This is a genomic window from Saccharothrix hoggarensis (assembly GCF_052936025.1).
In genome coordinates this window covers 534,477-560,013 of the sequence record NZ_CP193624.1, presented here as the reverse complement: position 1 = coordinate 560,013, position 25,537 = coordinate 534,477, and the positions used below count along the sequence as shown (strand labels likewise).

Here is a 25,537-nt window from a genome sequence, read left to right as displayed (position 1 = left end):
GGCACTTGTGGCGCCTAGCGATCCCGCGACCGTACGGGTTCCCGGGCCGGGGCGAAACCGCCCGCACGGTGATGACCGCCACCCGATCCGTGACTTTCGGTGTGATCAGGACCTCGGAATCGAGCACGAGATCGAGTCAGAGGCGCCCGACCGGGCCGGGGTGACGGGCACGGGCCTCGTCAAGTGCGCGGGCCGCGGTCACCACGTCGTCGGCGACGGCGGTGGCGAGGCTGCCGCCGCGGGCCAGCGGGACGAGCGACCACCAGTCCTCCGAGACCGCTCCCGGGACGTCCTCGCCCCAGCACAGCAGCTCCGCGCCGAGCACCCGCCGACCTGCCAGGCCGGCCGGGCTTCCGTCCACTTCGGGCGTTCCGACGCGGGTCGTCTGCTTGATCACCGGACCGTTCCGCCGCACGTCGAGCGTGGTGGTGAGGGAGCCCGCCCGCTCGTTCACCCGGCCGGACACGAGGACTTCCCGCGTCCGCAGCCGGGCGTCGTCGGCCAGGTCGGCCCGGAACACCGACTCGTGGCACGCGCGCGCGGTGATCACCGTCGGCTCGGGCAGGTAGTCGAGGCTCGCGCCGTCCGCCAATTCCACTCGAACGAGTGAACGGCTCCCGCCTGGGTGATGCCCCGGCAACGCCAGCGTGGCCGCCACTCCGTGCAGTGCGAGAGACGCCCCGGGGCCGACCACGACGTGCAACTCCAGGTCGTCGCCGCCGAGCGGTGCGGTGATCGAGCTCACCAGGTGGACGAGCACCACTTCGTCGGGTCCGCGGCGGGGCACGAGGCGCAGCGGGGCCATCGACCGCAGGTCCCGCACGACGGTTCGCCCGTTCGGGTCGCGTTCCACGACGAGGTGAGCGCGCGCCCTCACAGGAGCAACCCCTGTGACCCGCGACACGTCCTGCTGGTGGACGGGGAATCCGTCCGCGAGCGCAGGGGGAGATCACGATGAGGAGATTGATCACGACTACAGGCCTGGCGGCGCTGATCGCGGTCACCGGCGGGGCGGCCTCCGCCCAAACTCCCGCCCAGACGTCCGGGCACACGGCGGGTGAGACGTCCGCCCAGACGGCCGGGCACACGGCGAGCCAGACGGCCGGGCAGACGGCCGGGCAGACGGCCGGGCAGACGGCCGGGCAGGCGGGGGCGGCTGCCGGGCGGGCGGCGCAGGCGGTCGCCACGTGCCGGTCGGCCGACCTCGACGTCCGGTTCGGCGCCGTCGGCGGCGCGGCGGGCACGACGTACCGGGAGGTCGTCCTCACCAACCGGAGCCCGTACCGGTGCGTGCTGCGCGGCTTCCCCGGAGTGTCCTATGTGGACGCCAACGGCGACCAGGTCGGCGCCGCCGCCGTGCGGTCCGGCGACCGCGGCCCGCTGCTGACCCTGCCGCACGGCGCCACGGCCACGTCGGACGTCGGGTTCGCCCAGGTCGACAACTTCGACCCGGACGCGTGCCGCAAGACGCCCGTGTGGGGCATCCGGGTGTACCCGCCGGACGAGACCGTGCCGCTGTACCTGCCGCTGGCGGACCAGCACGGCTGCGCGGGCGACGTCAGCCCGTTCGGGAATCACCTGACCGCCGCGAGCGTGCGGAGCTGAGCGCGGACCCACTCGGCCACCGCGGGGGCGTCCGGTGTGTCCACTAGGGACTGGCTGATCACCGGCAGCCCGCCGCGCATCCGGTGGGCGTCGGCCGTCATGACACCGAGGTCGGCGCCCACCAGGGGCGCGAGGTCCGTCTTGTTGATCACGAGCAGGTCGGCGGTCGTCACGCCGGGGCCGCCCTTGCGCGGCACCTTGTCGCCGCCCGCCACGTCCACCACGAAGATCTGCCGGTCCACCAGCCCGCGGCTGAACACGGCGGTCAGGTTGTCGCCGCCGCTCTCGATGATCACCAACTCCAGCCCGTCGACGCGGTGCTCCAGCAGCTCCACCGCGTCGAGGTTGGCCGTGATGTCGTCGCGGATCGCGGTGTGCGGGCACGCGCCCGTCTGCACGGCCTCGATCCGGTCGACGTCGAGCACCCCGGCGGCGCGCAGGAAGTCGGCGTCCTCGGTGGTGTAGATGTCGTTGGTGACGACGGCGAGGTTGACGCCGCCGCCGGCGGGATCGCGCAGCGCCCGGCACAGCGCGGCCGTCAGCGCGGTCTTGCCGCTGCCGACCGGTCCGCCGATGCCGAGGCGGACGGCGCGGTGGGCGTGCGGGCGCCCGTGGCCGGGCCCGTGGTCGTGGTCGTGGTCGTGGTCGTGGTCGTGGTCGTAGGGATCGTGGGGGTCGTGACCTGGGTCGGTGGGGTCGAAGTTCACCGGGTGCACGTGGTCAGCTGACAAAGAGACGCACCTCTTCTCGGTGGCGGCGGTCGTGCGACTCGGCCAGCAGGTCGAGGCCCGGCGCGCCGGGGGCGGGCAGGTCTTCGGGCGGGGTGTCGGCGTGGTCGGCGGCCGCGGCGGCGACGGCGTCGATCTCGGGCGCGAGCCGGGCCAGGACGGCGTTCACGCCGAACGGGTCGAGGCCGAGGAGCCGGATCGCGCCGGTCGCCGGGCCCGTCACCGCGTGGTACGCCACGGTCTGCGCGGCCTCGAACGGGTCACCCACGAGCGTGCCGACGATCACCGGGTGGTGCGGTCTCGGCGTCACGCGCAGCAGCTCCGCCAACGCGGGCGACGGCCACGCCAGCCGGGCCGCCCGCGCGATGCCGCGCCCCTGCACGCGGGAGGCGTTGCGCTGCGCGGGCGACGGCGTGCGGGCGTCCAGCTCGACGTCCAGCTCCGCGTACCGGCCGCGGGTGGCGGCCGACGCGAACACCGCGCCCAGCGCGCCCGCCGTGCGCAGCCTGCCGACCAGGAACGACCGCAGCCCGGCCTCGTCCGTGACGAGCCGGCGGGCGACGGCCTCCTCCAGCCCGCCCGAGTGCGCGTGACCGCCGCCGGGGAAGCGGGAGTCCGCGAGCATCAGCGCCGCGAGGTTCATCAGAACAGGAAGTAGCGCTGGGCCATCGGCAGCTCCGCCACCGGCCGCGGTTCGACCAGCTCGCCGTCGATGCGCACGGCGAAGCTGTCCGGGTCCACCCTGACGTGCGGCATGGCGTCGTTGAGGACCATGTCGGCCTTGGTGACGCCCCGCGTGTCGCCGACCGGCACCAGCGGCCGCGCCAGCCGCAGCACGTCCGCCAGGTCCGCGTCGACCGCCTGCCGCGACACGAAGTGCACGCTGCTCCGCGCCGCCGAGTGCGCGCCGAACATGGGCCGCGCGAACACGGGCTGCGGGGTGGGGATGGACGCGTTCGCGTCACCCATCGCGGCGTGCGCGATGAACCCGCCCTTCAGCACGAGCGCCGGCCGCACGCCGAAGAACTTCGGCTCCCACAGCACCAGGTCGGCGAGCTTGCCGACCTCCACCGACCCCACCTCGTGGTCGATGCCGTGCGCGATGGCCGGGTTGATCGTGTACTTGGCCACGTACCGGCGGGCGCGCAGGTTGTCCGGCAGCTCGCCGCGGACGCGCTGCATCACGTGCGCGGTCTGCCAGGTCCGGATGATCACCTCGCCGACCCGTCCCATCGCCTGCGAGTCGGAGCTGATCATGGAGATGGCGCCCAGGTCGTGGAGGATGTCCTCGGCGGCGATCGTGGTCGGCCGGATGCGGCTCTCGGCGAACGCCAAGTCCTCCGGCACCGACGGGTTGAGGTGGTGGCACACCATCAGCATGTCGAGGTGCTCTTCGAGCGTGTTGACGGTGTGCGGGCGGGTCGGGTTGGTCGAGGACGGCAGCACGTTCGGCTCGGACACCACCTGGATGATGTCCGGCGCGTGGCCGCCGCCCGCGCCCTCCGAGTGGTAGGCGTTGATCGACCGCCCGGCGATGGCGTCCAATGTGGACTCGAGGAAGCCGGCCTCGTTCAACGTGTCGGTGTGGATCGCGACCTGCACGCCGGACTCGTCGGCGACCCGCAGGCACGCGTCGACCGCGGCGGGCGTGGTGCCCCAGTCCTCGTGCAGCTTGAACCCGCCCGCGCCGCCGCGCAGCTGCTCCCGCAACGCGTCCTCGCGGGTGGTGTTGCCCTTGCCGAGCAGCAGCACGTTCACCGGCATGTGGTCCATCGACGCGAGCATCCGGCCCAGGTTCCACGAGCCGGGCGTGACCGTGGTGGCCTTCGTGCCCTCGGCCGGACCGGTGCCGCCACCGATCAGCGTGGTCAGGCCGGACGCGATCGCCGTGTCCACGATCTGCGGGCAGATGAAGTGGACGTGGCAGTCGATGCCGCCGGCGGTGAGGATCTTGCCGTTGCCGCTCACCACCTCCGTGCCGGGGCCGATGACGAGCGCCGGGTCCACGCCGTCCATGGTGTCGGGGTTGCCCGCCTTGCCGATGCCGACGATCCGGCCGTCGCGCACGCCGACGTCCGCCTTCACCACGCCCCAGTGGTCGAGCACGACCGCGCCCGTGACGACGAGGTCCGGCGCGCCCTCGGCGCGGGTCGCCACGCCCTGGCCCATCGACTCGCGGACGACCTTGCCGCCGCCGAAGATCACCTCGTCGCCCGCGCCCGCGCCGCGGCTGCGGTCCTCGGTGACCTCGATCAGCAGGTCGGTGTCGGCGAGCCGGATGCGGTCGCCCGTGGTGGGGCCGAGCAGCTCGGCGTACCGGCGGCGGCTGACGCGCGTCACCGGTCCAGGTCTCCCGCCCACTCCGGCCGCAGGCCCGGCACGCGGCGCGCGCCGGCCAGCGGGACCAGGGTGACCTCGCGCTCGACCCCCGGTTCGAACCGCACCGCCGTGCCCGCGGGGACGTCCAGCCGCTTGCCCCACGCGGCCTCGCGGTCGAACTCCAGCCCCGGGTTGACCGCGGCGAAGTGGTAGTGCGACCCGACCTGCACCGGGCGGTCGGCGGCGTTGACCACGACCAGCGTGGTGCGCGGCCGTCCGGGGTTCAGCTCGACCGGCTCGTCGCCGGTGATGATCTCGCCAGGGCGCATCGGCCGCTCCTCTGCCTCGGGCTTCACACGATCGGGTCGTGCACGGTCACGAGCTTGGTGCCGTCCGGGAACGTGGCCTCCACCTGCACGGACTCGATCATCTCCGGCACGCCGTCGAGGACCTGGGCGCGCGAGAGGACGCGCCGGCCGCTGTCCATCAGCTCGCTGACCGAACGGCCGTCCCGCGCGCCTTCGAGCACGTGGTCGGTGATCAGGGCGACCGCCTCGGGGTAGTTCAGGGTGACGCCGCGGTCCAGCCGCCTGCGCGCGACGTCGGCCGCCACGTGGACCAGCAACTTGTCCCGCTCGTGCGGCGTCAGGTGCATGTCGGTGGTCTACCACGGGAAACGCCGCGAACCCCGAGCCGAAACACGGCCTTAACGAGCCGTCACAAGGCCGTGGCCCCGGCCGGGTCTGAATCGGTTCCTTGATCGTGACCGACGACACGCGTGGCCGTGATTGCCGGCGCGGGTCCGGGGGAGCAAGGTTTCTTCAACTCTTTACTTTCGCCGAGAAGGAGCGCACAGCGTGGTGCAGACCGACGACGACGGTTTCCGGCCGGGTCTCGAGGGCGTGGTGGCCTTCCGCACCGAGATCGCCGAACCGGATCGCGACGGTGGCGCGCTGCGCTACCGCGGCGTGGACATCGAGGACCTGGCGGGCCAGGTCACGTTCGGCAACGTGTGGGCGTTGCTGGTGGACGGCCGCTTCGGCGCCGGGCTGCCGCCCGCCGAGCCGTTCCCCATCCCCGTGCACACCGGTGACGTGCGGGTGGACGTGCAGGCGGCGCTGGCCATGGTCGCGCCGATCTGGGGCTACCAGCCGCTGCTGGACATCACCGACGAGCAGGCGCGCGAGCAACTGGCGCGGGCGTCCGTCATGGCCCTGTCGTACGCGGCGCAGTCCGCGCGGGGCATCGGGCGGCCCGCCGTGCCGCAGCGGCGCATCGACGAGTGCACCACCATCACCGAGCGGTTCCTGACCCGCTGGCGCGGCGAGCCCGACCCGGCGCACGTCAAGGCGCTCGACGCGTACTGGGTGTCGGCCGCCGAGCACGGCCTGAACGCGTCCACGTTCACCGCGCGCGTCATCGCCTCCACGGGCGCGGACGTCGCGGCGGCCATGTCGGGCGCGATCGGGGCCATGTCCGGCCCGCTGCACGGCGGCGCGCCCGCCCGGGTGCTGCCGATGATCGAGGAGGTCGAGCGGACCGGCGACGCGCGCGGGTTCGTGAAGGGCGTCCTCGACCGGGGCGAGCGGCTGATGGGCTTCGGCCACCGGGTGTACCGGGCGGAGGACCCGCGGGCACGGGTGCTGCGGCGGACGTGCCTGGAGCTGGGCGCCACCCGGTACGAGGCGGCGAACGCGCTGGAGCAGGCGGCGCTGGCCGAGCTGCGGGAGCGGCGGCCGGACCGGGCGATCGAGACGAACGTCGAGTTCTGGGCCGCGGTGATCCTGGACTTCGCGCAGGTGCCGCCGCACATGATGCCCGCGATGTTCACCTGCGCCCGGACCGCCGGGTGGTCGGCGCACATCCTGGAGCAGAAGCGCACCGGCCGGCTCGTCCGGCCGTCCGCGTCGTACGTCGGCCCGAAGCCGCGCAAGCCGTCCGAGGTGGAGGGCTGGGCGCACATCGCCTGACCCGCCGCGGCCCGGTGACCAGCGTGGACGTGACGTTCCCGCTGGTCACCGCCATGCCGTCGGCCTCGGCCGGCACGGCCCGCGCCCTCCGCCGCTCCCCGTCCCGGCCCAACGGTCGGGTGTGGACTGTCCACAGCGCCCGCCCCGGTGTCCGCTCTCCGGACGTGACCAGCGACACCCGGTTGTCACTGTCCGGCCACGCGGCTGCAACACTGAGGCACCCGGCAACGGCGCCGGTCGTGCCGACCCCCTCCCCGTAACCGGAGGCTTCGCGATGACCCAGACCGCCGACCCGACCTCGTTGGTCCTGCCCTCCGACCTCCTGCCGTCCGACGGCCGGTTCGGGTGCGGGCCCTCCAAGGTCCGTCCCGAGGCCCTGGCGGCCCTCGCGGCCGAGGGCGCCGCGCTGATGGGCACCTCCCACCGGCAGAAGCCGGTGAAGTCCCTGGTCGGCTCGGTGCGCGCCGGGCTCCGGGACCTGTTCTCCCTCCCCGAGGGCTACGAGGTCGTCCTCGGCAACGGCGGCACCACCGCGTTCTGGGACGCCGCCGCGTTCGGCCTGGTGCGCGAGCGCGCCCAGCACTTCACCTACGGCGAGTTCTCGTCGAAGTTCGCCAAGGTCACGTCCGACGCGCCGTTCCTCGGTGACTCGATCGTGGTCAAGGCCGACCCGGGCAGCGCGCCCGAGATCACCTACGCCGAGGGCGCCGACCTGGTCGGCTGGGCGCACAACGAGACGTCGACCGGTGTCGCCGTGCCCGTCTCCCGGCCCGCCGGCTCCGACGGCGCGCTCGTCGCCATCGACGCCACCTCCGGCGCGGGCGGCCTGCCGGTCGACGCGGCGGACTACGACGTCTACTACTTCGCGCCGCAGAAGTGCTTCGCCTCCGACGGCGGGCTCTGGATCGCGCTGATGTCGCCCGCCGCGCTGGAGCGCGTCGCGGAGATCGGCGCGTCGGGCCGCTGGGTGCCGGAGTTCCTGTCGCTCACCACGGCGCTGGACAACTCCACCAAGGACCAGACGTACAACACGCCGTCGCTGGCGACGTTGTTCCTGCTGAACAACCAGATCGAGTGGATCTTGGGCAACGGCGGCCTGTCCTGGGCCGTCGAGCGCACCGCCGACTCGTCGTCGCGCCTGTACTCGTGGGCCGAGTCCACCTCGTACACGGCGCCGTACGTGGCCGACCCGGCCCACCGCTCGCAGGTCGTCGGCACCATCGACTTCGACGACTCGGTGGACGCCGCGGTGGTCGCGAAGGTGCTGCGCGCCAACGGGATCGTGGACGTCGAGCCGTACCGCAAGCTGGGCCGCAACCAGCTGCGCGTGGCGATGTTCCCGGCGGTCGAGCCGGCCGACGTGAGCACGCTGACCAAGGCCGTCGACTGGGTCGTCTCCCAGCTCTGACCTCTGTCCGTCGACCGGTGTGGGGCCGTCCCGTTCTCGGGGCGGCCCCACACCCGTTCCGGGCGCCGCTGCGGGAGGCCGCACCCGGCGTCGCCGCTCGCCGTCCTCGGCGGGGAGCCGCCGGGAGCACCCGGATGATCACTGACCGTGACCCGCCCGGCCCGTGGCGCGGCCCGGTCGGCGGCGCCGCGTCGGCGCAGGTCAGGCCGGACGGCGCGGCCGTCGTCGGACGGCGCGCAGGTCGCGGAGGTGAACCTTCCGGTAACGGACGTGCGGACACCGCCGACATACGGCAAGATCACACGAAGATATCGATGAACACGGCGCGTCTCCCCCGTCAAGGCGGCACGCCGCATTACCGTGAGTACCTGGCGAGGTGAGTGATCCGGGAGGCCATGATGCGAGCGTTGCGAGTCATCGGGCTCGAAGACGACGGCAAGTCCGTCATCCTCGAGGACCCGGATCGCGGCGAGCGCTTCGTGCTGCCCGCTGACGAACGGCTGCGCGCGGCGGCGCGCGGCGACCTCACCCGGCTCGGCCAGATCGAGATCGAGGTCGAGAGCCAGATGCGGCCGCGGGAGATCCAGGCGCGCATCCGCGCCGGCGAGTCCGTCGCGCAGGTCGCGGCGGCGGCGGGCCTGCCCGCCCACCGGGTCGAGCGGTACGCGTACCCGGTGCTCCTGGAGCGGTCCCGCACGGCGGAGCTCGCGCAGCGCGCCCACCCCGTCCGCGAGGACGGGCCGGACGTGCAGACGCTCGGCGAGGTCGTGGCGCACTCCTTCGGGCTGCGCGGCCAGGACTACGCGGACGTGAGCTGGGACTCGTGGCGCGGCGAGGACGGCCGGTGGGTCGTCCAGCTGCACTGGACCGCGGGCCGGTCGGACAACCTGGCGCACTGGGCGTTCCACCCCGGCGCGCACGGCGGCACGGTGACCGCGTTGGATGACGGGGCCATGGAGCTCATGGACCCGAACCCCAACCGGACGCTGCGCACGGTCCGCCCGGTGACGCAGCTGGCCCGGCAGGCGCTGGAGCTGGAGAAGGAGGCGGAGCCGGAGATCCTCGCCCGCGAGGAGCCGACCCCGCCGCCACCGCCCCCGGCGCAGGAGCCGCTGCCCGTGGTGGAGGCGGAGCCCGTGCCGGTGCCCGTGCCCGTGGCCGAGGAGCCGCCCGCGCCGGCGCCGCAGCAGCCGGCGGCCGGTGGCAAGCAGCCGCCTGCCCGCAAGGACGCGCCGCCGAAGCGCGGCAAGAAGAACCACCCGATCGTGCCGTCGTGGGAGGACGTCCTGCTGGGCGTCCGCTCCAACCGGGGCTGAACAGGGCTGTCGACAAGGGCCTCCGCGCAAGCGGGGGCCCTTGTCGCGTGGTCGTGCTCATGACCCGCCAACCCGGGACCGCCGAGGAGCACGGGCAAGGGGCGAGCGGCTGCGCCGGGCGTGAGGGGGAACCGGGGTCGGCCCGGGCACGTCGACAGGGAACCGGGGCCGCCCGCTCCGACGTCCGCGCGGCGTGATCACGAGAGGTCGAGGCCATGAGGCGAGGCACGAGGCGGCACGGCGTGGCGGCGGCCGTGGGCGGAGCGGTCGGCCTCGGCTGGTGGCTGTACTTCCGGGTGCCCGAGGAGGTGTGCACGCCGACCTCGTACGGGTGCGGGTTCATCGCCGTGGTGCTGCTGCCGCTGCTGCCGTTCGTGAGCTGGCTGGCGGCGTGGGCCGCGCTGCGCCGGCTGCGCGTCGACCGGCCCGGCATCACCGCCGCGGCCGGGCTCCTGGTGGCGCTGCTCGTCGTCGCGGTCGTCACGGTGATCGACACCAAGCGGCTCTACACCGGCCCGGACGTGCCCGGGTACCTGTCGTTGACGGCGATGGGCGCGCTGTCGTTCCTGGTCGGAGCGCTGCTCACGCACCAGCGGGTTTACCGCGAGTGATCAAGCGGGTACTCGGCCGCCATGCTGGGACGAGTGGTCGTCGGGGCCGTGCTGGGCGCCGTCCTCGGCGCGACGTGGTGGGGCGTGCGCGAGCTGATCGCGTCCGGGGCCGTCTGCTCCAAGGACGACTGGGACTGCCTGGCCATGGGCCTGTTCGCGATGCCGGTGAGCCTGGTCGTCGGACTGCTCGTCGCGTGGGTCGTGCTGCGGGCCGCCCGGCAGGACCGGCCGCTCGGGTACGCGGCGGTCGGCGTGACGTTCACCGCCGTGCTCACCCTGCTGACGGTGTGGGTGTCCGTGCCCGCCGGGTCGGTCTGGGCGGGCGTCATCGGGTTCGTGCTGGCCGCGCCGGTGACAGCGCGGCACCCGGTCGGCCACACTGCTGCCCGTGACTGACACCCCGCGCCGCACGGCGGGCGGCTTCGCGCTGAAGGTGCTCCTGCGCGTCGTCGTGTCGGCCGCCGTGGGCGCCGCGCTGCTGCTCGCGTGGATCCAGGCCTACCAGGCCGGTGTGCTCGACCGGGTGGCCAACGACACCAGCCTGGGCGAGTTCGTCCTGCTCGTCGTCGTCGGGCTGCCGGTCGCGCTGCTGGTGAGCGCGTTGCTGGCGGGGCCGCTGCTGTGGCTGCTGAAGGTCCGGCCGGTGTGGCCGATCGTGCTGATCGGGCCGATCCTGCTGGGCCTCGCGCACTGGTTCAAGCTGCCCGAGGAGTTCTCCGGGCTCGGCGACAGGTGGACCGTGCTGGTCCTGCTCGCCGGCGCGAGCTACGGCCTGGCCGGGCTGCTCACCGCGCCCACCCTCCTGCGCCGGAAGTAGTCACCCCGGCTGCGGCACGGCGTCCAGCAGCGCCTCGTCGAACCCCTCGAACCGGCACCACCCGGCCGCCTCCGCACGGCTGATCGGCCGCGCGCCCTCGGGCCGCGCGCCGCCGACCACGTCCCAGCCGTCCGGCGCGAGCACGTGCAGCCGCCCGCCGCGCACCGCCAGCAGCCTGCCGCGCGGGAACGCCATCGTCGGCTCGGCCCGCAGGAACCGCACCTCCACCTTGACCTCCACCTATGTCGAGCTTGCAGGGTCGGACGGGGGAAAACCGGATGCCGATCGTCGGTCCACCTTCGTACCGTCAGGGTGGACCGGAGGGGGACTCGTGTCTGAAGAACGTACTTCCACGGCCGCGACGCTGCGCAGGCTGTGGCCGTACCTGAAACCCGTGCGCGGGCCGGTGGGGTTGGCCATGGCGGCCACCATGCTGGCGATGATGTGCGGTCTCGGCATCCCGCTGATCACGCAGCGGATCGTGGACGGCCCGATCGCCGACCGCGACCTGGGCGCGTTGCCGCTGCTCGTCGGCGTCGTCGTGCTGCTCGGCTGCGCGGAGGCCGCGCTGTTCTACGCCCGCCGCAAGCTGATCGCCGGGCCGGCGTCGGACGTCGAGGCGCGCATGCGGGCCGAGCTGTACCACCACCTGCAGGACCTGCAGGTGGCCTTCCACGACCGCTACCAGTCGGGGCAGCTGCTGTCCCGCGCCACCACCGACCTGACCCAGGTGCGGCGGTTCGTCGGCTTCGCCGTGATCTTCCTGGTCGTCAACACCCTGGTCGTGCTGACCGGCCTGGGCGTCCTGTTCGCGCTGTCGCCCGCGCTGGGCCTGATCGTGCTGGCGAGCACCCTGCCGCTGCTGGCGCTGTCCTACCTGTTCGAGTCCAAGTTCAAGGTCGTCGCGCGCCGGGCGCAGGACCAGTCCGGCGACCTCACGACCGTCGTCGAGGAGTCGGTGCTGGGCATCCGGGTCCTCAAGGCGTTCGGCCGCGGACCGCACCTGACCAGGCGCTTCCTGCGGCAGGCGCGGGAGCTGCGGGACACCGAGCTGGCCAAGGTGCGGATCTTCGCCGCCCTGTGGGCGGTGCTGATCGTGCTGCCCGAGCTGGGCATCGCGGGCCAGCTGGCGTTCGGCTCGATCGGCATCGCGAACGGCACGGTCACCGTCGGCACCCTCGTCGCGGCCATCACGGTGAGTGCTTACCTGCGCTGGCCGATTGACTCGATCGGGTGGTTGTTGGCGGAGACGAACTCGACCGCGTCCGCGCTGGAGCGGTACTTCGAGGTGATCGACGCCGAGGTGACCGTGACCAACCCGGCGAACCCGAGGCCGCCCGTCACGCCGGTGCGCGGGCACGTCCGGTTCGAGGGCGTCCGCTACCGGCACCCCGGCGCCGAGCACGAGGTGCTGCGCGGCGTCGACCTGGACATCCGGCCCGGCGAGACGGTGGCGCTCGTCGGCGCGACCGGCTCGGGCAAGACCACCGTCACCGCGCTCGTGCCGCGCCTGGCGGACGTCACCGGCGGCCGCGTCACCCTCGACGGCGTCGACGTGCGCGAACTCGACCTCGGCGAGCTGCGCCGGGTCGTCGGCACGGCGTTCGAGGAGCCGATCCTGTTCTCCGCGAGCGTCACCGAGAACGTGGCGCTCGGCGCGCGGGACGTCGGGGAGGAACGGGTCCGCGAGGCGTTGAAGGTCGCGCGGGCCGACGAGTTCGTGAACGCCCTGCCGTGGGGCCTGGACACCCGGATCGGCGAGCAGGGCCTGTCGCTGTCCGGCGGGCAGCGGCAGCGGCTCGCGCTGGCGCGGGCGGTCGCCGGGCACCCGGCGGTGCTGGTCCTCGACGACCCGCTGTCGGCGCTCGACGTGCACACCGAGGCGGAGGTGGAGGCCGCGCTGCGGCGCGTGCTGAAGGACGTCACGGCGCTCGTCGTCGCGCACCGGCCCAGCACCGTCCAGCTGGCCGACCGGGTGGCGATGCTCGTCGACGGCCGGATCGCCGCGACCGGCACGCACGCGGAGCTGCTGGCCGACAACGAGGACTACCGGAACCTGCTGGCCACGATGGACGACGAGGAGGTGGCGGCGTGACGACCACCGAACCGCAGCCGACGACCGGCGAGGAGGCGTGGCGCGGCGTCGCCGCCGAGGACGTCGAGGACGTCGACCGCGCCACCGGCGTGAAGCTGCAGGCCCGGTCGCGGCGGCTGCTCGGCGAGCTGCTGCGGCCCCACACCAGGGCCGCGGTGCTGGCGCTGGTGATCGTGGTGGCGGAGAACCTGGTCAACCTGGCCGGTCCGCTGCTGATCGCGGCGGCCATCGACGCCGGGGTGCCCGCCGCGCTGGACGGCCGGCCGGACACCCTGGCGTGGTGCGTCGGCGGGTACGTGGCGGCGGCGATCTCGGCGACGCTGCTGCGCTGGTCGTTCGTCCGGCTCACCGGCCGGATCGGCCAGGACGTGCTGCTGGTGCTGCGGGAACGCGTGTTCCGGCACGTGCAGCGGCTGTCCGTCTCGTTCCACGAGAAGTACACGTCCGGCAAGGTCATCTCCCGCCTGACCAGCGACGTCGATTCGTTGCAGGACCTCCTGGAAGAGGGCCTGGACGGGTTCTTCACGTCGATGCTGTCGCTGCTCGGCATCTCCGCGGTGCTGCTGTACCTCGACGTGCCGCTGGCGCTGGTGGTGCTGTCCGGGTTCGTGCCGCTGGTCCTGCTGACCCGCTGGTTCCGCCGCCGCTCCGGCCGCGCCTACCGGCACACCCGCGGCGCGATCGCGAAGATCATCGTGCAGTTCGTGGAGACCATGAACGGCATCCGCGCGGTGCAGGCGTTCCGCCGGGAGCGCCGCAACGAGCAGATCATGGGCGAGCTGAACGGCCGGTTCCGGGACGCCAACACCGACGCGATGGGCGTCATGGCCGCGTTCACGTCCCTCGTCCGGGTGATCGGCAACCTGTCGTTGGCGATCATCCTCGCGTGGGGCGCCCTGCGGGTCGCGGACGGGCAGCTGGAGCTGGGCGTGCTGGCCGCGTTCACCCTGTACGTGCGCCGGTTCTACGACCCGTTCGACCAGCTCGCGATGTTCGCCAACGCGTACGCGTCCGCGACGGCGGCGCTGGAGAAGATCTCCGGCCTGCTGGAGGAGGAGCCGGACGTGCGGGAACCCGAGGAGCCGACGCCGCTCGGCGACGTGCGCGGCGCGGTCCGCTTCGACCGGGTCGGCTTCCGGTACTCGGACACGACACCGGTGGTGCTGCCGCCGTTCGACCTGAGCGTGCCCGCCGGGCAGACCGTGGCGCTGGTCGGCTCGACCGGCGCGGGCAAGTCCACGCTGGCCAAGCTGGTGGCCCGGTTCTACGACCCGACGACGGGGGCGGTGCTGCTCGACGGGGTCGACCTGCGGTCCGTGGCGGACGAGGACCTGCGGCGCGCGGTCGTCATGGTGACGCAGGAGAACTTCCTGTTCGACGGGTCGGTGCTGGACAACATCGCGCTCGGCCGGCCGTCCGCGACGCGGGACGAGGTCGAGGCGGCGGCCCGCGCGGTCGGCGCGGACGCGTTCGTCCGGACGCTGCCCGAGGGCTACGACACCGACGTGCGCAAGCGCGGCGGGCGGCTCTCGGCCGGGCAGCGGCAGATGGTGGCGTTCGCGCGGGCGTTCCTGGCCGACCCGGCGGTGCTGGTGCTGGACGAGGCCACGTCGAGCCTCGACGTGCCGACCGAGCGGGCGGTGCAGGACGCGCTGGAGACCGTGCTGGCCGAGCGGACCGCGTTCATCATCGCCCACCGGCTGTCGACCGTGCTGATCGCCGACCGGGTGCTGGTGCTGGACGGCGGCCTGGTGGTGGAGGACGGCACGCCGGAGGAGCTGATCGGCGGACGTGGCCGGTTCGCCGCCCTGCACACCGCGTGGCGCGACTCGTTGGCGTAGTGGGCGATCCCCGCTGGCCGGCGGCCCCCGTTCGGATCTCCGTTCGGGGCCGCCGGTCTTCGGTCGTCGGTCGTCGGCCGGCGTTCGTAAGCCGTCGGTCAGAGGAGCGTGGTGAGGAGGAGGGAGAGCCAGGCGGCGAAGACACCCGCGACCACGCCGTAGGCGACCCAGCGCCACACGGGCACGTTGCGGGCCAACCACACGGACGGGGCGATGCCGCCGACCACCAGGACGTTCGCCAGCAGCGCGAGCCACTGGCTGGTCTCGCCGAGCCCCACCGACAGGGTGTACACGGTGAACGTGACCACCGCCGCCGTGATCAGGCTGACCGTCAGGCCGGTGCCCCACGGAGTCGGCTCCGGCGGTTCGGTGTCGCCCGTCTCCTCGGTCCCGTCGCCCTCGTCGGACGGCTCGTCGAGCACCTCGACGCTCCCGAGCCCGTCGTCCGCGTCCGCAGTGGGCTCCGGCACGTCCACGGTGACCAGTTCACCGGTCACCGGGTCGGTGTAGCGCACGGGCGTGCCCATGTCGGCGGCCACGCGGCCCGCCAACTGGCGCCCGCGCCTGGTCACGAGGGCGCTCGCCGCGCCGTCGGAGGGCGTGTCGGTGCGCAGCACCGCGTCGGCCACCTTCGCCCACTCGTGCAGCGCGTCGGCGAGCCCGGCGCCGAGCGGGAGGGTGTGCGGGTCGACTTCCCGCTCACCCGCGTCGTCGCGGCCCGCGAGCACAGCCCGGCCGTCCTGGACCCGCAGTTCCACCTACGTCCTCCTCTGCTCGGTGAGAACGTAGCGGTTCAGGCGATCGCGTAGAAGGCGATCGCGCCCGCGGTGGCCACGTTCAGCGAGTCGACGCCCTCCGCCATGGGGATGCGCACGGCCACGTCGGCCGCCGCGATGGCCTCCTCGGTGAGGCCCGGCCCCTCCGACCCGAGCAGCACGGCGACCTTGCGCCCGCGCAGCCCCGCGTCCGCGAGGTTCTTCGAGTCGGCGCGGGGCGTGAGCGCGGCGACCGTGAAACCGTTGTCCCGCAGCAGGTCGAAGCCTTCGGCGAGGTTCGGCAGCACGGTGAACGGCACGCGCAGCACGTGCCCCATCGAGACGCGGACGCTGCGCCGGTACAGCGGGTCGCTGCACCCCGGGCCCAGCAGCAACCCGTCGATGCCGAGCGCGGCGGCGTTGCGGAACAGCGAACCCAGGTTCTCGTGGTCGCCGACGCCTTCGAGCACGGCGAGCCGCCGTGACGACGCGATCAGGTCGGCCGCGGCGGGTTGCGGCGCGCGGTCGGCGGCGGCCAGCACGCCCCGGTTGAGGTGGAAGCCGACCACCTCGGCCATGACCTCCGCCGAGGTGACGTAGGCGGGCGCCGGGAGGTCGCCCAGGGCCTCGATCCGGCGGCGCACGCCGAGGAGCCCTCGGACCGGGTACGGCGACGTCAGGAGGCGTTCGACGACCACCACGCCCTCGGCGATCACCAGCCCCCGGCCGCCGGGGCGGTCCGGTCGGCGGTCCGCGGTCGACAGGTCGCGGAAGTCGTCCAGCCTGGGGTCCGCCGGGTCGTCGATCTCGATCACGCCCGCAGTGTCCCACCTTCAGGGAAAGTGAACTCTCCTCACAAGTTTCCGGACGGGCGCACATGCCCCACAACCAGCATCTTCTCGCTGATTGTTACCGCCATGTGACAGAGAGCACCGATTTGGGCGCTGGCGGGCAGGTGGTTGCTGTGTCACGGTTGGCCTCCGCTAAGCCCGCCGGAGCAGCCCTTACCGATTGGGAGGCGGCATGGGTACGGATGTGTCCAGTCGGACGTTCACCAGAGAGGACCGCCAGCGCTATCGCGAGCGCATGCAGCGGTGCATGGACGCGCTGGGAACCATGCTGGTGGAGGACAGTTTCTCCTTCCCGCGGCAGCAGATGGGGCTGGAGATCGAGCTGAACCTCGTCAACGCCGACGGTCGGCCGGCGATGGCCAACAACGAGGTGCTGGAGAAGATCGACGACCCGTCGTTCACGCTCGAACTCGGCCAGCACAACCTGGAGGTCAACGTCCCGCCGCGCGAACTCGCCGGCGACGAGACGCTGGACCTGGAACGGGAACTCGTGTCGACGCTCGCGTCGGCCGACGACAAGGCCCACGACGCCGGGACGTCCATCGTCATGATCGGGGTGCTGCCGACGTTGCGGCAGGAGCACTTCGACCGGCGGTGGCTCTCCACCCAGCCCCGGTACACCACGCTGAACGACCAGATCCTCGCGGCGCGCGGCGAGGAGGTCGTGCTGTCGATGGAGGGCTCGCCGCTGCCGGGGCGTGCGGGCGAGAAGCTGTCCAGCTACGCCGAGTCCATCATGCCGGAGGCGGCCTGCACGTCCGTGCAGCTGCACCTGCAGGTCGCGCCGGACGACTTCGCGGCGCACTGGAACGCGGCGCAGGCGTTGGCCGGGGTGCAGGTGGCGATCGCGGCGAACTCGCCGTTCCTGCTCGGGCGGGCGCTGTGGCACGAAACCCGCATCCCGCTGTTCCTGCAGGCCACCGACACGCGCACGCAGGAGCTGACGAACCAGGGCGTCCGGCCCAGGGTGTGGTTCGGCGAGCGGTGGATCACGTCGATCTTCGACCTGTTCGAGGAGAACGTGCGGTACTTCCCGGCGTTGCTGCCGGAGACGGGCGACGAGGACCCGCTGGACGTGCTCGGCGCGGGCGGCACGCCGTCGTTGACGGAGCTGCGGTTGCACAACGGCACGGTGTGGCGCTGGAACCGGCCGGTGTACGACGTGGTGGACGGCGTCCCGCACCTCCGCGTCGAGAACCGCGTGCTGCCGGCCGGGCCGACGGTGCTGGACACCATGGCCAACGCGGCGTTCTTCTACGGCGCGCAGCGGGCGCTCACGACCCTCGAACGTCCTTTGTGGAGCCAGATGTCGTTCCACGCGGCGGAGGAGAACCTGTACGCCGGGTCGCGGCACGGGATGGGGTCGCAGCTGTACTGGCCGGGGGTCGGCTGGGTGCCGCCCGACGAGCTGGTGCTGCGGCGGCTGCTGCCGTTGGCGCACGAGGGGCTGCGCGCGTGCGGCGTGTCCGACGAGGCGCGCGAGCGGTACCTCGGGGTGATCGAGGCGCGGTGCCTGGCGCGGCGCACCGGTTCGCAGTGGCAACGCGACACGGTCACCCTCCTGGAGGACAGGGGAGCCGACCGCGACACCGCCCTCACCACCATGCTGACCCAGTACGTCGAACTGTCACACGCCGGTGAACCCGTCCACACCTGGCCCGTAGGCCCCTAACTCCCGCCCCGCTCCCGTCCCCGCCCTCACTCCGGCGGGAGCGCAGCCTCGGCGGTGGGCGCTCCGCTCGATCGGACCGAGGTCGGGCGCGCTGCCCAAGCTAGCCCTGACTGGCCGGCTTGGGCCGGCTAGCGCTGACTGGCTGGCTTGGGATGGCTAGCGCGGGCCAGTAGGTGCGGGGCTGGCGGCCGTCGGGCGCGACGGTGGCCAGCGCGGGGCGCGACGGTGGCCAGCGCGCGGACGCGGGCGGCCCCGATCGGCTCTGCTCCGCTCCGGGTCGTCCAGCTCCGGGTGTGCCCGGCTCCCGGTGCGGACGGCTCCGGGGTCGGGCGGTTCCAGGGTCGAGAGGCTTCGGGTCGTCCTGCTCGGCTCGGGCGGCGGCGTCCTGACGGTCGGCCCGAGCGCTGCCTGTCGGTCGGAGCGCTGCCTGTCGGTCGGAGCGCTGCCTGTCGGTCCGAGCGCAGGTCCGGTCACGAGCACGGTGGGGGCCGGGGCGGCGCGCCTTCATTTTTCCGGCAACGTTTTCGACGTTTCCATTCATACCCGCCGCCGGACGGTTAACGCGTTCGGGTGATCTTCCCGTTCGCCCAACCGCCCACCAGTCCAGCCACCGCTCACACACCCGCGTCAGCGGCGACGGCCGGCCTTCAGCGGTGCGACGTCGGCGCCGTCGTGGGAGCTGCGGCACTCGTCGGGCGTCACCGCCTCCACCGCGAGGGTCAGCATGCCCTTAACGCCGGTGTAGATGCTCTCCCCCGCGGACGCCAAGGAGGTGTGCACGCGGTTCGAGTCGGAGAAGTCGCGGTCGTCCTTCGTCCGCTTCTTGCCCGCCTCCTCCGGCTTCGTCGCGCTGCGCAGGTTGACCTCCAGCCACGCCGCGACCTCCGCCGGAGTGGTCAAGACCTCTTCCGGCGTGCGCTCCAGGCGCTCCTGCCGCGGGGACGCGTGGTCGAGGGACGTGTGCTCCACATAAGCGTGCCAATGCGTGTTGCGCAGTGACCACGTCTGCTCAACCGGCCAGTCCTCCTCGGTGCCCATGCGCCTATCTTGCCAGGCTCCGCACGTCCAAGGTGTGGTCAACCCCCACCGCCGAAGCCAACCTCCGATCGTGGGTGACGAGCAGCAGCGTCCCCCCGTAGCCCTCCAACGCCTGTTCGAGCTGTTCGATCGCGGCCACGTCGAGGTGGTTGGTCGGCTCGTCGAGCACCAGGCACGTGGTGCCGCGCGCCTGCAGCACGGCCAACCCGGCCCTGGTCCGCTCCCCCGGCGACAACGACCGCGCGGGCCGCAGCACGGCGTCCGCGCCGACCCGGAACTTCGCCAGCAACGTCCGCGCCTCGACCGCCGCGAGGCCGGTGAGGTGGGTGACGACGTCGAGCACGGGCGCGTCGGTGGCGAAGTCCGCGCGCACCTGGTCGACCTCGCCGATGACGACGGCTGGCCCCTCGCTGCGTTCCCCCGCGTCGAGGGGGAGCCTGCCCAGCAGCGCTTCGAGCAGCGTGGACTTGCCGGACCCGTTGGGGCCGGTGATGCGCCACCGCTCCCCCGCGCCGACGGTGAGGTCGATCGGGCCGAGGGTGACGTCACCGCGGCTGACGACGGCGCCGCGCAGCGTGAACGCGACCTGGCTGCCGCGCCCCGCGGTCGGCAGGGTGAGCCTCAGCTCCCACGGTTCACGGGGCTCCTCCACCTCCTCCAACCGCTCCAGCGCACGCTCCACGGTGGACGCCTTGGCGCCGAGGTTCTCCGCGCCCTGCTTGCCGAAGAACTTGATGAACTTGTCGCTCTCGTCGGACTTCGCGTTGCGCCGCACGCCGGCGCGGGACCACTCGCGGGCCTGCCGGGCACGGTGCGTCAACGCGTCCCGGCGCGCCGCGTACGCCTCGTACTCCTCCCGCGCCCGCCGCCGGGCGTTGGCCTGCTCCTGCACGTACGCGTCCCACCCGCCGCCGAACACGGTGACGCCGTGGGTGAACTCGTCCAGTTCGGCGATCGCGGTGGTGGTGCGGGCGAGGAACTCGCGGTCGTGGCTGACGAGGACCATGCCGGCGCGGCTGCGCAGGACGTGGGACTCCAGCACCTCCAGTCCTGCGAGGTCGAGGTCGTTGGTCGGTTCGTCGAGCAGCAGCACGTCGGCGGTAGTGAGCAGCACGGCGGCGAGGCGCAGTCGGGCCGCTTGGCCGCCGGACAGCTGGACGGTGCCGCGGTGGTCGGCGCCGCGGTGGTCGAGGAGGGTGGCGGGCAGGCCGAGGCGGTCGCAGACCTCGTCGGCGCGTTCGGCGAAGTCGGCCGCGCCGGACGCGGTCCACACGTCGAACGCCCGCGCGTAGGCGTCCTCGGCGCCGGGCGCGCCTTCGGTGAGGGCGACCGTGGCGGCTTCGAACTCGCGGACGGCGTCGGCGACGCCGGTGCGGCGGGCCAGGTGGTCGCGCAGGGATTCGCCGGGCCGCAGCCCGGTTTCCTGGGTGAGGTGCGCGACCGTGCCGCGGGCGGTGACGGTGCCGGAGTCGGGGGTCAGCTCGCCGGAGAGCACGCGCAGCAACGTCGACTTGCCGACGCCGTTCGGCGCCACCAGACCTAGGCGTTCACCTGCGGGAACATCGAGATCAACCTCCGAGAGCACGAGCCGGGGACCGAACGACAGCGTCACGTTCCTGGCTGTCAACACGGTCCGATCGTGGCAGGAACGTCCGGCGAAGGCACCTCAGTTTTGCCCGTGCGCGTGGGCGCGCGGGCACGTGGGCACGTGGGCGACTTCACGCCGGCGGAGAGGCGACTTCGCGCCGGGGAGTGGGCGGCGAACCGATCCGGCGAGGCGGCGACCGGCACGACGAGGCCCCACCGACCCGGCGGTACGACCGGGAGGCGGGGCCTCGTCTGTTCCCGAACTGACTGCCGCTCCCACCACGAAGCGACGCCACTTAGGTTAGCCTAACTTCTCCTGCGGCACCAGTCCGTCTCACCAGACCGCGCGCGACCAGCTCCACGACCACCGCGATCGCCACCGCCTCCACCGCCAGCAGGCCCAGCAGCACGACGAGCTGCAACGCCCCCGCCTGCCACACCGGCGCGCCGCCGAGCAGCATCCCGACGAACGCCCCCGGCAACGTCACCAGGCCGACGGTCCGGGTCTGGTCGAGCGCCGGGATCAGCGCCTCGGCGGCGGGTCGGCGGATCAGCTCCCGCACCGCCACGGGCTCGGTGAATCCCAGCGCCAGCGCGGCCTCGTACTCGCCGTGCCGGTCCCGCAGGGTGTCGAGCGCACGGCGGACGGACAGCGTGGTGGCGGTCATCGCGCCGCCGATCAGGATGCCGCCCACGGGCACCAGAGCGATCCCCCGCAACGGCACGAGACCGGTGACCACCAGCACCGCGACCGCGGGCACCGTCCCGGTGAGGATCGCGGCGGCGACCCACACGCCACGGCGGCCAGTCTTCGTGCGCGCGGCGGACGTACCCGTCGCCACGGCGGCCATCAGCACGAGGAACGCCGCCGTCAGCGGCAGCGACGCCAGCACCACCGCGATGACCGCCGACACGGCGGCCAGCTGCGCCGTCGCCCGCACGGCCGCGCGCGCCACGGGTCTCGGCGACGCCAGACCGGCCCACCACACCACCGCGCCGGCGGCGAGCGTGAAGATCAGGCAGACGACGAGCAGCCGGACCCAGTCCGTTGCGATGACCACCGGGCCATTGTCAGACGCGGGCGCGGCGGCGCAGCCCGAGGCGGTGGGTCGGCAGGGTGACGCCTCCTCGCCGGGCCAGCACGATCCCGCCGACGACGGCCGCCACGATCGACACGAGCCCGCCGAAGACGATGGGCGCGCGGGCGGTGAAGTGCTCGGCGAGCCAGCCCATGACGGGGCCGCCGACCGGCGTGCCGCCGAGGAAGACCAGCATGTAGAGGCCCATGACGCGGCCGCGCATCTCGGGCGCGACGGCCAGCTGCACGGTCGCGTTCGCGGTGGTCGTGAACGTCATCATGCCGATGCCGACCGGGATCAGCATCGCCCCCGTCAGCCACATCGTGGGCATCAGGCCGGCCGCGACCTCCAGCACGCCGAACGCCAGCGCGCCGATGATCAGCAGCCGGAGCCGCGGCTTGCCGCGCGTGCTGCGGCGGGCGGCGAGGGTGGCGCCGGCGAACGTGCCGATGGCGAGCATCGTGGACAGCAGGCCGTACGCGTCGGCGTCGCCGCCGAACGTGTTGCGGGCCAGCACGGCGAGGGTGACGAAGAAGTTCAGCCCGAACGTGCTGATGAAGAACACCAGGACGAGCAGGATCACGAGGTCGGGGCGCTGCCGCACGTACCTCAGGCCCTCGCGCAGCTGGCCCTTCTCGCGCGGCACGGGTTCGGCCCGGTGCAGCTTGGCGGGGTTCATCAGCAGCAGGCCGAGCAGGACGCCGGCGAACGTGACGGCGTTGATGACGGACACCCAGCCGGTGCCCATGACGATGATCAGCACGCCGGCGACGGCGGGGCCGACCATCCGGGCCAGGTTGAACGTCATGGAGTTAAGCGCGACGGCGTTGGCGAGCTGGTCGCGGCCGACCATCTCGACGACGAAGCTCTGCCGGACGGGGGTCTCCACGGCGCTGACCGCGCCCATCACCAGGCACAGCGCGTAGACGTGCCACAGCTGCGCGACGCCGGTGACGTCGATCAGGCCGAGGGCCAGCGCGCACAGCGCGAACGCGCTCTCCAGGACCAGCAGGAGCTTGCGCTTGTCCATCCGGTCGGCGAGGACGCCGGCCCAGAGGGACAGGAACAGCGTCGGCGCGAACTGGAGGGCGGCGGCGATGCCGAGGGCGACGGCCGAGCCGTCGGACAGCTCCAGCACCAGCCAGTCCTGGGCGACGCGCTGCATCCACAGCCCGATGAGCGAGACGACCTGGCCGGACGCGTAGAGGCGGTAGTTGCGGACGCGGAGGGAGCCGAACATGCGGGAGCGCTTCGGCGGCGGCGGCGCGGGTGCGGCTGTGTCGCGATCGACCTGATCCGTCTCTGCCCCACCCGCGTACGCCGGCACGTCGTTACTGCCCCGCCATCCTGTCGATGATCTCGGCGGCGCGCGACAGCACGCCCCGTTCCTCCGGTGTCAGCTCGGCCAGCCGCTTGTCCAGCCAGGCTTCGCGGGCGGACACCTCTTCGTTGATGTAGGCGAACCCCGCCTCGCTCAGCTCCACGATGGCCTGGCGGCCGTCGGTGGGGTGGGGGCGGCGCGTGGCGAAGCCGTACTCCTCCAGTGCCGCTATCACCCTGGTCATCGACGGTGGCTGGACGCCTTCCTTGGCGGCCAGCTCGCCCGGCGTGAGCGGTCCGCACTTGTGCAGCGTGGACAGCGCGGACACCTGGGTGAGCGAGATCGCGGAGTTCACCCGCTGCGCGCGGAGCCGGCGGGTCAGCCGGACCACGGCCAGTCGCAACCGACTGGCCAATCCGACTTCCGACTCGCTCTCCGCCACGTAGTTAGCATACCTCACGATCTCGACGCCCATCATGTGAAGTTGCCCTCTCAGCCGGCGAGGACGGCCTGGATGGGGCCGATCGCGAAGTAGACGACGAACGCCGCGGCCACGATCCACATCAGGGGGTGCACGCTGCGCGCCCGCCCGGTGAGCGCGCGCAGCACGACGTAGCTGACGAAGCCCGCGCCGATGCCGTTGGCGATGGAGTAGGTGAACGGCATCACGACGATCGTGAGGAACGCGGGCAGGCCGACGGAGAAGTCGGTGAAGTCGATCTCCTTGATCTGGATGATCATCAGCGCGCCGACGATGACCAGCGCGGGCGCCGCCGCCTCGATCGGCACCACCGCGTACAGCGGGGTGAGGAACATGGCCGCGAGGAACAGCAGGCCGGTGACGACGTTCGCCAGGCCCGTCCGCGCGCCCTCCGCGATGCCCGACGCCGACTCGATGTAGACGGTGTTGGACGACGAGGACGCCGCCCCGCCCGCGACCGCGCCCACGCCGTCCACGAACAGCGCCTTCGACACGCCCGGCAGCCGGCCGTCCTTGCCGATGAGGCCCGCCTCCTTGCCGAGGCCGGTCATGGTGCCGACGGTGTCGAAGAAGTCCGTGAGGACCAGTGTGAACACGAGCAGCGCGGCCGTCAGCGCGGGCACGCGGGTCCACGCGCCGAACGAGACGTCACCCAGGAGCGACAGGTCCGGCAGCCCGAAGACCTGGTCCGGCAGCGCGGGGTAGCCGAGGTTCCAGCCGGCCGGGTTGACGCCCTTGGACGGGCCGGCCTCGACGATGGCCTCGATCACGATGGACAGCGCGGTCGCCGCCAGCACGCCGATCAGGATCGCGCCCTTGACCTTGCGGGCGACGAGGATGCCGGTGAGGACCAGGCCCACCACGAACACCAGCGTCGGCCACGACGCGATCGACCCGTTGATGCCCAGTCCGACCGGGACGGTCGTGCCCGCCGCGTCCGGCAGCCGCCGCACGAAGCCCGCGTCGACCAGGCCGATGAAGCAGATGAACAGCCCGATGCCGACCGCGATGGCCGCCTTCAGCTCCGCCGGCACCGCGTTGAAGACGGCCGTGCGGACGCCCGTGACGACCAGCAGCAGCACCACGAGGCCGTTGACGACGACCAGGCCCATCGCCTCGGGCCACGACATCTGCGGGACGATCGTGACGGCGACGAACGAGTTGATGCCCAGGCCCGTGGCCAGCGCGAACGGGTAGTTGGCGACCAGTCCGAAGAGGATCGTCATGACGCCCGCGACCAACGCCGTGACCGCCGCGACCTGCGGGATGGTGAGGATGTTGCCGAGGACGTCGACCTTGGCGGACGGGTCGTCGGCGGCGAAGCTGCCCAGGATCAGCGGGTTGAGCACGACGATGTAGGCCATCGTCACGAACGTGACCAGCCCACCGCGCACCTCGCGTCCGACGGACGAGCCGCGGGCGGAGATCTTGAAGAAGGCGTCCAGCTTGGAGCGGGCCGGCCCGGCGGCGGGTGTCTCGGCGGCGGGGGTGTCGGCGGTGGCCATCTCATCTCCTCGGTCAGGGCGGTCGGGCAGGTACAGCGGTGGTGCGGGTGGTTGCCCGGCCGGGGTCGGGCGGGTGGAGCCGGGCCGAGCAGGCCGGGTGGTGCTGGGCCGAGCAGGCAGAGCGTGCCCCACCCGTGTTTCGGGCAGGTAGCCTGCCCGACGTGGCCGAACAGGACGCAACACCCCTCCCACCCCCGCCGCCGCTACCCCCGAAGCTGGCCGACCCCGTGCCCGCGATCGCGGTGGGGACGGGCCTGTGGGTGCTGGCGTTGGCAGGCGTGCTGCTGTTCCGCCGGGACGACACGATCCTGGTGTGGACGTGCCTGTCCGGCGGCGTGCTGGGGATCATCGGCTACGGCATCTTCACGTGGCAACGTCGAGCCGCCCGGCGCGGCAGCCGCACCGCCCAGCAGGGCTTGGACTGAGCGGTCGGCCGGGCCGTCCGGCATTCCCAACTCGACGACCGCAGGCGGCAGCCAGGCAAGCGGGCACCGCGGGCGAGCGGGTGGCGCCTGGGCGGGGCGCTTCGGCGGTGCGG

General features: G+C 73.0%; 26 protein-coding genes. 11 read left to right on the top strand and 15 right to left on the bottom strand.

Going from position 1 to position 25,537, the window contains the following annotated elements; genetic code table 11:
* Positions 1–136: 136 nt before the first annotated feature.
* A complete protein-coding gene (locus ACRAKH_RS02820) occupies positions 137–877 on the bottom strand; it encodes an urease accessory protein UreD (protein WP_380724890.1) in 741 nt (246 codons plus the stop codon).
* A gap of 77 nt (positions 878–954) precedes the next feature.
* On the opposite strand from ACRAKH_RS02820, the gene ACRAKH_RS02815 reads away from it, so the two are divergent.
* Entirely contained in the window at positions 955–1,605 is a 651-nt protein-coding gene (locus tag ACRAKH_RS02815; RefSeq protein WP_447009602.1) for a DUF4232 domain-containing protein, read from the top strand.
* Here ACRAKH_RS02815 and ureG read toward each other — a convergent pair.
* The 5 genes from ureG to ACRAKH_RS02790 are packed head-to-tail and all read right to left on the bottom strand — an operon-like array spanning position 1,575 to position 5,307.
* Entirely contained in the window at positions 1,575–2,321 is a 747-nt protein-coding gene (gene ureG, locus ACRAKH_RS02810; protein WP_380720176.1) for an urease accessory protein UreG, read from the bottom strand. The two genes, ACRAKH_RS02815 and ureG, sit on opposite strands and share 31 nt — an antisense overlap.
* 4 nt (positions 2,322–2,325) lie before the next feature.
* Positions 2,326–2,976 carry an urease accessory protein UreF gene (locus ACRAKH_RS02805; RefSeq protein WP_380720166.1) on the bottom strand — a complete coding sequence of 217 codons (651 nt, stop codon included), beginning with the start codon at positions 2,974–2,976 and terminating at the stop codon, positions 2,326–2,328.
* Positions 2,976–4,673, bottom strand: coding sequence for an urease subunit alpha (locus ACRAKH_RS02800; RefSeq protein ID WP_380720164.1), 1,698 nt, complete (start codon positions 4,671–4,673; stop codon positions 2,976–2,978). The genes ACRAKH_RS02805 and ACRAKH_RS02800 overlap by 1 nt, the downstream gene beginning before the upstream one ends.
* Positions 4,670–4,981 (bottom strand): urease subunit beta, encoded by a 312-nt coding sequence (locus ACRAKH_RS02795; protein WP_380720162.1) that lies wholly within the window; start codon positions 4,979–4,981, stop codon positions 4,670–4,672. Before ACRAKH_RS02795 ends, ACRAKH_RS02800 begins: the two co-directional genes overlap by 4 nt.
* Before the next feature lie 23 nt (positions 4,982–5,004).
* Positions 5,005–5,307: an urease subunit gamma gene (locus ACRAKH_RS02790; RefSeq protein WP_380720160.1), complete on the bottom strand. Its 303-nt coding sequence runs from the start codon at positions 5,305–5,307 to the stop codon at positions 5,005–5,007.
* A 202-nt stretch (positions 5,308–5,509) separates the two neighbouring features.
* Here ACRAKH_RS02790 and ACRAKH_RS02785 point away from each other — a divergent pair, with 202 nt between their 5' ends.
* The 6 genes from ACRAKH_RS02785 to ACRAKH_RS02760 all read left to right on the top strand — a co-directional run bounded on the left by ACRAKH_RS02785 (position 5,510) and on the right by ACRAKH_RS02760 (position 10,774).
* Positions 5,510–6,622: a citrate synthase 2 gene (locus tag ACRAKH_RS02785; protein WP_380720158.1), complete on the top strand. Its 1,113-nt coding sequence runs from the start codon at positions 5,510–5,512 to the stop codon at positions 6,620–6,622.
* A gap of 274 nt (positions 6,623–6,896) precedes the next feature.
* Positions 6,897–8,030, top strand: coding sequence for a phosphoserine transaminase (serC, locus tag ACRAKH_RS02780; protein ID WP_380720156.1), 1,134 nt, complete (start codon positions 6,897–6,899; stop codon positions 8,028–8,030).
* A gap of 398 nt (positions 8,031–8,428) precedes the next feature.
* Complete coding sequence (gene sepH, locus ACRAKH_RS02775; RefSeq protein ID WP_380720154.1) at positions 8,429–9,346, top strand: septation protein SepH; 918 nt, start codon at positions 8,429–8,431, stop codon at positions 9,344–9,346.
* 215 nt (positions 9,347–9,561) lie between these two features.
* The gene (locus ACRAKH_RS02770) at positions 9,562–9,957 is read left to right on the top strand and encodes a hypothetical protein (protein ID WP_380720152.1); all 396 of its coding nucleotides are present in this window, start codon (positions 9,562–9,564) and stop codon (positions 9,955–9,957) included.
* A 21-nt stretch (positions 9,958–9,978) separates the two neighbouring features.
* On the top strand, positions 9,979–10,353 hold the full coding sequence (locus ACRAKH_RS02765; protein ID WP_380720150.1) for a hypothetical protein: 375 nt from the start codon (positions 9,979–9,981) through the stop codon (positions 10,351–10,353).
* Positions 10,346–10,774, top strand: coding sequence for a hypothetical protein (locus ACRAKH_RS02760; protein WP_380720147.1), 429 nt, complete (start codon positions 10,346–10,348; stop codon positions 10,772–10,774). The genes ACRAKH_RS02765 and ACRAKH_RS02760 overlap by 8 nt, the downstream gene beginning before the upstream one ends.
* On the opposite strand, the gene ACRAKH_RS02755 is transcribed toward ACRAKH_RS02760, so the two are convergent.
* On the bottom strand, positions 10,775–11,014 hold the full coding sequence (locus ACRAKH_RS02755; RefSeq protein ID WP_447009601.1) for a hypothetical protein: 240 nt from the start codon (positions 11,012–11,014) through the stop codon (positions 10,775–10,777).
* 91 nt (positions 11,015–11,105) lie between these two features.
* Between ACRAKH_RS02755 and ACRAKH_RS02750 the strand changes: the two genes are divergently transcribed.
* Together ACRAKH_RS02750 and ACRAKH_RS02745 are read left to right on the top strand one after the other, a co-directional pair.
* A complete protein-coding gene (locus tag ACRAKH_RS02750) occupies positions 11,106–12,869 on the top strand; it encodes an ABC transporter ATP-binding protein (RefSeq protein WP_380720142.1) in 1,764 nt (587 codons plus the stop codon).
* Positions 12,866–14,710: an ABC transporter ATP-binding protein gene (locus ACRAKH_RS02745; RefSeq protein WP_380720141.1), complete on the top strand. Its 1,845-nt coding sequence runs from the start codon at positions 12,866–12,868 to the stop codon at positions 14,708–14,710. The genes ACRAKH_RS02750 and ACRAKH_RS02745 overlap by 4 nt, the downstream gene beginning before the upstream one ends.
* Positions 14,711–14,808: 98 nt before the next feature.
* On the opposite strand, the gene ACRAKH_RS02740 is transcribed toward ACRAKH_RS02745, so the two are convergent.
* Positions 14,809–15,468, bottom strand: coding sequence for a DUF2537 domain-containing protein (locus ACRAKH_RS02740; protein WP_380720140.1), 660 nt, complete (start codon positions 15,466–15,468; stop codon positions 14,809–14,811).
* A gap of 35 nt (positions 15,469–15,503) precedes the next feature.
* On the bottom strand, positions 15,504–16,280 hold the full coding sequence (locus ACRAKH_RS02735) for a TrmH family RNA methyltransferase (protein ID WP_380720138.1): 777 nt from the start codon (positions 16,278–16,280) through the stop codon (positions 15,504–15,506).
* Positions 16,281–16,488: 208 nt separating this feature from the next.
* Between ACRAKH_RS02735 and ACRAKH_RS02730 the strand changes: the two genes are divergently transcribed.
* Positions 16,489–17,988, top strand: a complete 1,500-nt coding sequence (locus ACRAKH_RS02730; RefSeq protein ID WP_380720135.1) for a glutamate-cysteine ligase family protein — start codon at positions 16,489–16,491, stop codon at positions 17,986–17,988.
* Positions 17,989–18,615: 627 nt separating this feature from the next.
* On the opposite strand, the gene ACRAKH_RS02725 is transcribed toward ACRAKH_RS02730, so the two are convergent.
* The 6 genes from ACRAKH_RS02725 to ACRAKH_RS02700 all read right to left on the bottom strand — a co-directional run bounded on the left by ACRAKH_RS02725 (position 18,616) and on the right by ACRAKH_RS02700 (position 24,999).
* Entirely contained in the window at positions 18,616–19,026 is a 411-nt protein-coding gene (locus tag ACRAKH_RS02725; protein ID WP_380720133.1) for a hypothetical protein, read from the bottom strand.
* A gap of 4 nt (positions 19,027–19,030) precedes the next feature.
* Positions 19,031–20,656: an ABC-F family ATP-binding cassette domain-containing protein gene (locus tag ACRAKH_RS02720; RefSeq protein WP_380720130.1), complete on the bottom strand. Its 1,626-nt coding sequence runs from the start codon at positions 20,654–20,656 to the stop codon at positions 19,031–19,033.
* A gap of 253 nt (positions 20,657–20,909) precedes the next feature.
* Positions 20,910–21,674, bottom strand: coding sequence for an ABC transporter permease (locus ACRAKH_RS02715; protein WP_380720128.1), 765 nt, complete (start codon positions 21,672–21,674; stop codon positions 20,910–20,912).
* A gap of 10 nt (positions 21,675–21,684) precedes the next feature.
* Complete coding sequence (locus tag ACRAKH_RS02710; RefSeq protein WP_380720126.1) at positions 21,685–22,932, bottom strand: MFS transporter; 1,248 nt, start codon at positions 22,930–22,932, stop codon at positions 21,685–21,687.
* Positions 22,933–23,023: 91 nt separating this feature from the next.
* The gene (locus tag ACRAKH_RS02705) at positions 23,024–23,488 is read right to left on the bottom strand and encodes a MarR family winged helix-turn-helix transcriptional regulator (RefSeq protein WP_380720125.1); all 465 of its coding nucleotides are present in this window, start codon (positions 23,486–23,488) and stop codon (positions 23,024–23,026) included.
* A 17-nt stretch (positions 23,489–23,505) separates the two neighbouring features.
* On the bottom strand, positions 23,506–24,999 hold the full coding sequence (locus ACRAKH_RS02700) for an NCS2 family permease (protein ID WP_380720123.1): 1,494 nt from the start codon (positions 24,997–24,999) through the stop codon (positions 23,506–23,508).
* Between the two features lie 161 nt (positions 25,000–25,160).
* Here ACRAKH_RS02700 and ACRAKH_RS02695 point away from each other — a divergent pair, with 161 nt between their 5' ends.
* Entirely contained in the window at positions 25,161–25,424 is a 264-nt protein-coding gene (locus ACRAKH_RS02695) for a DUF2530 domain-containing protein (RefSeq protein ID WP_380720121.1), read from the top strand.
* The last annotated feature ends 113 nt before the right edge of the window (positions 25,425–25,537 follow it).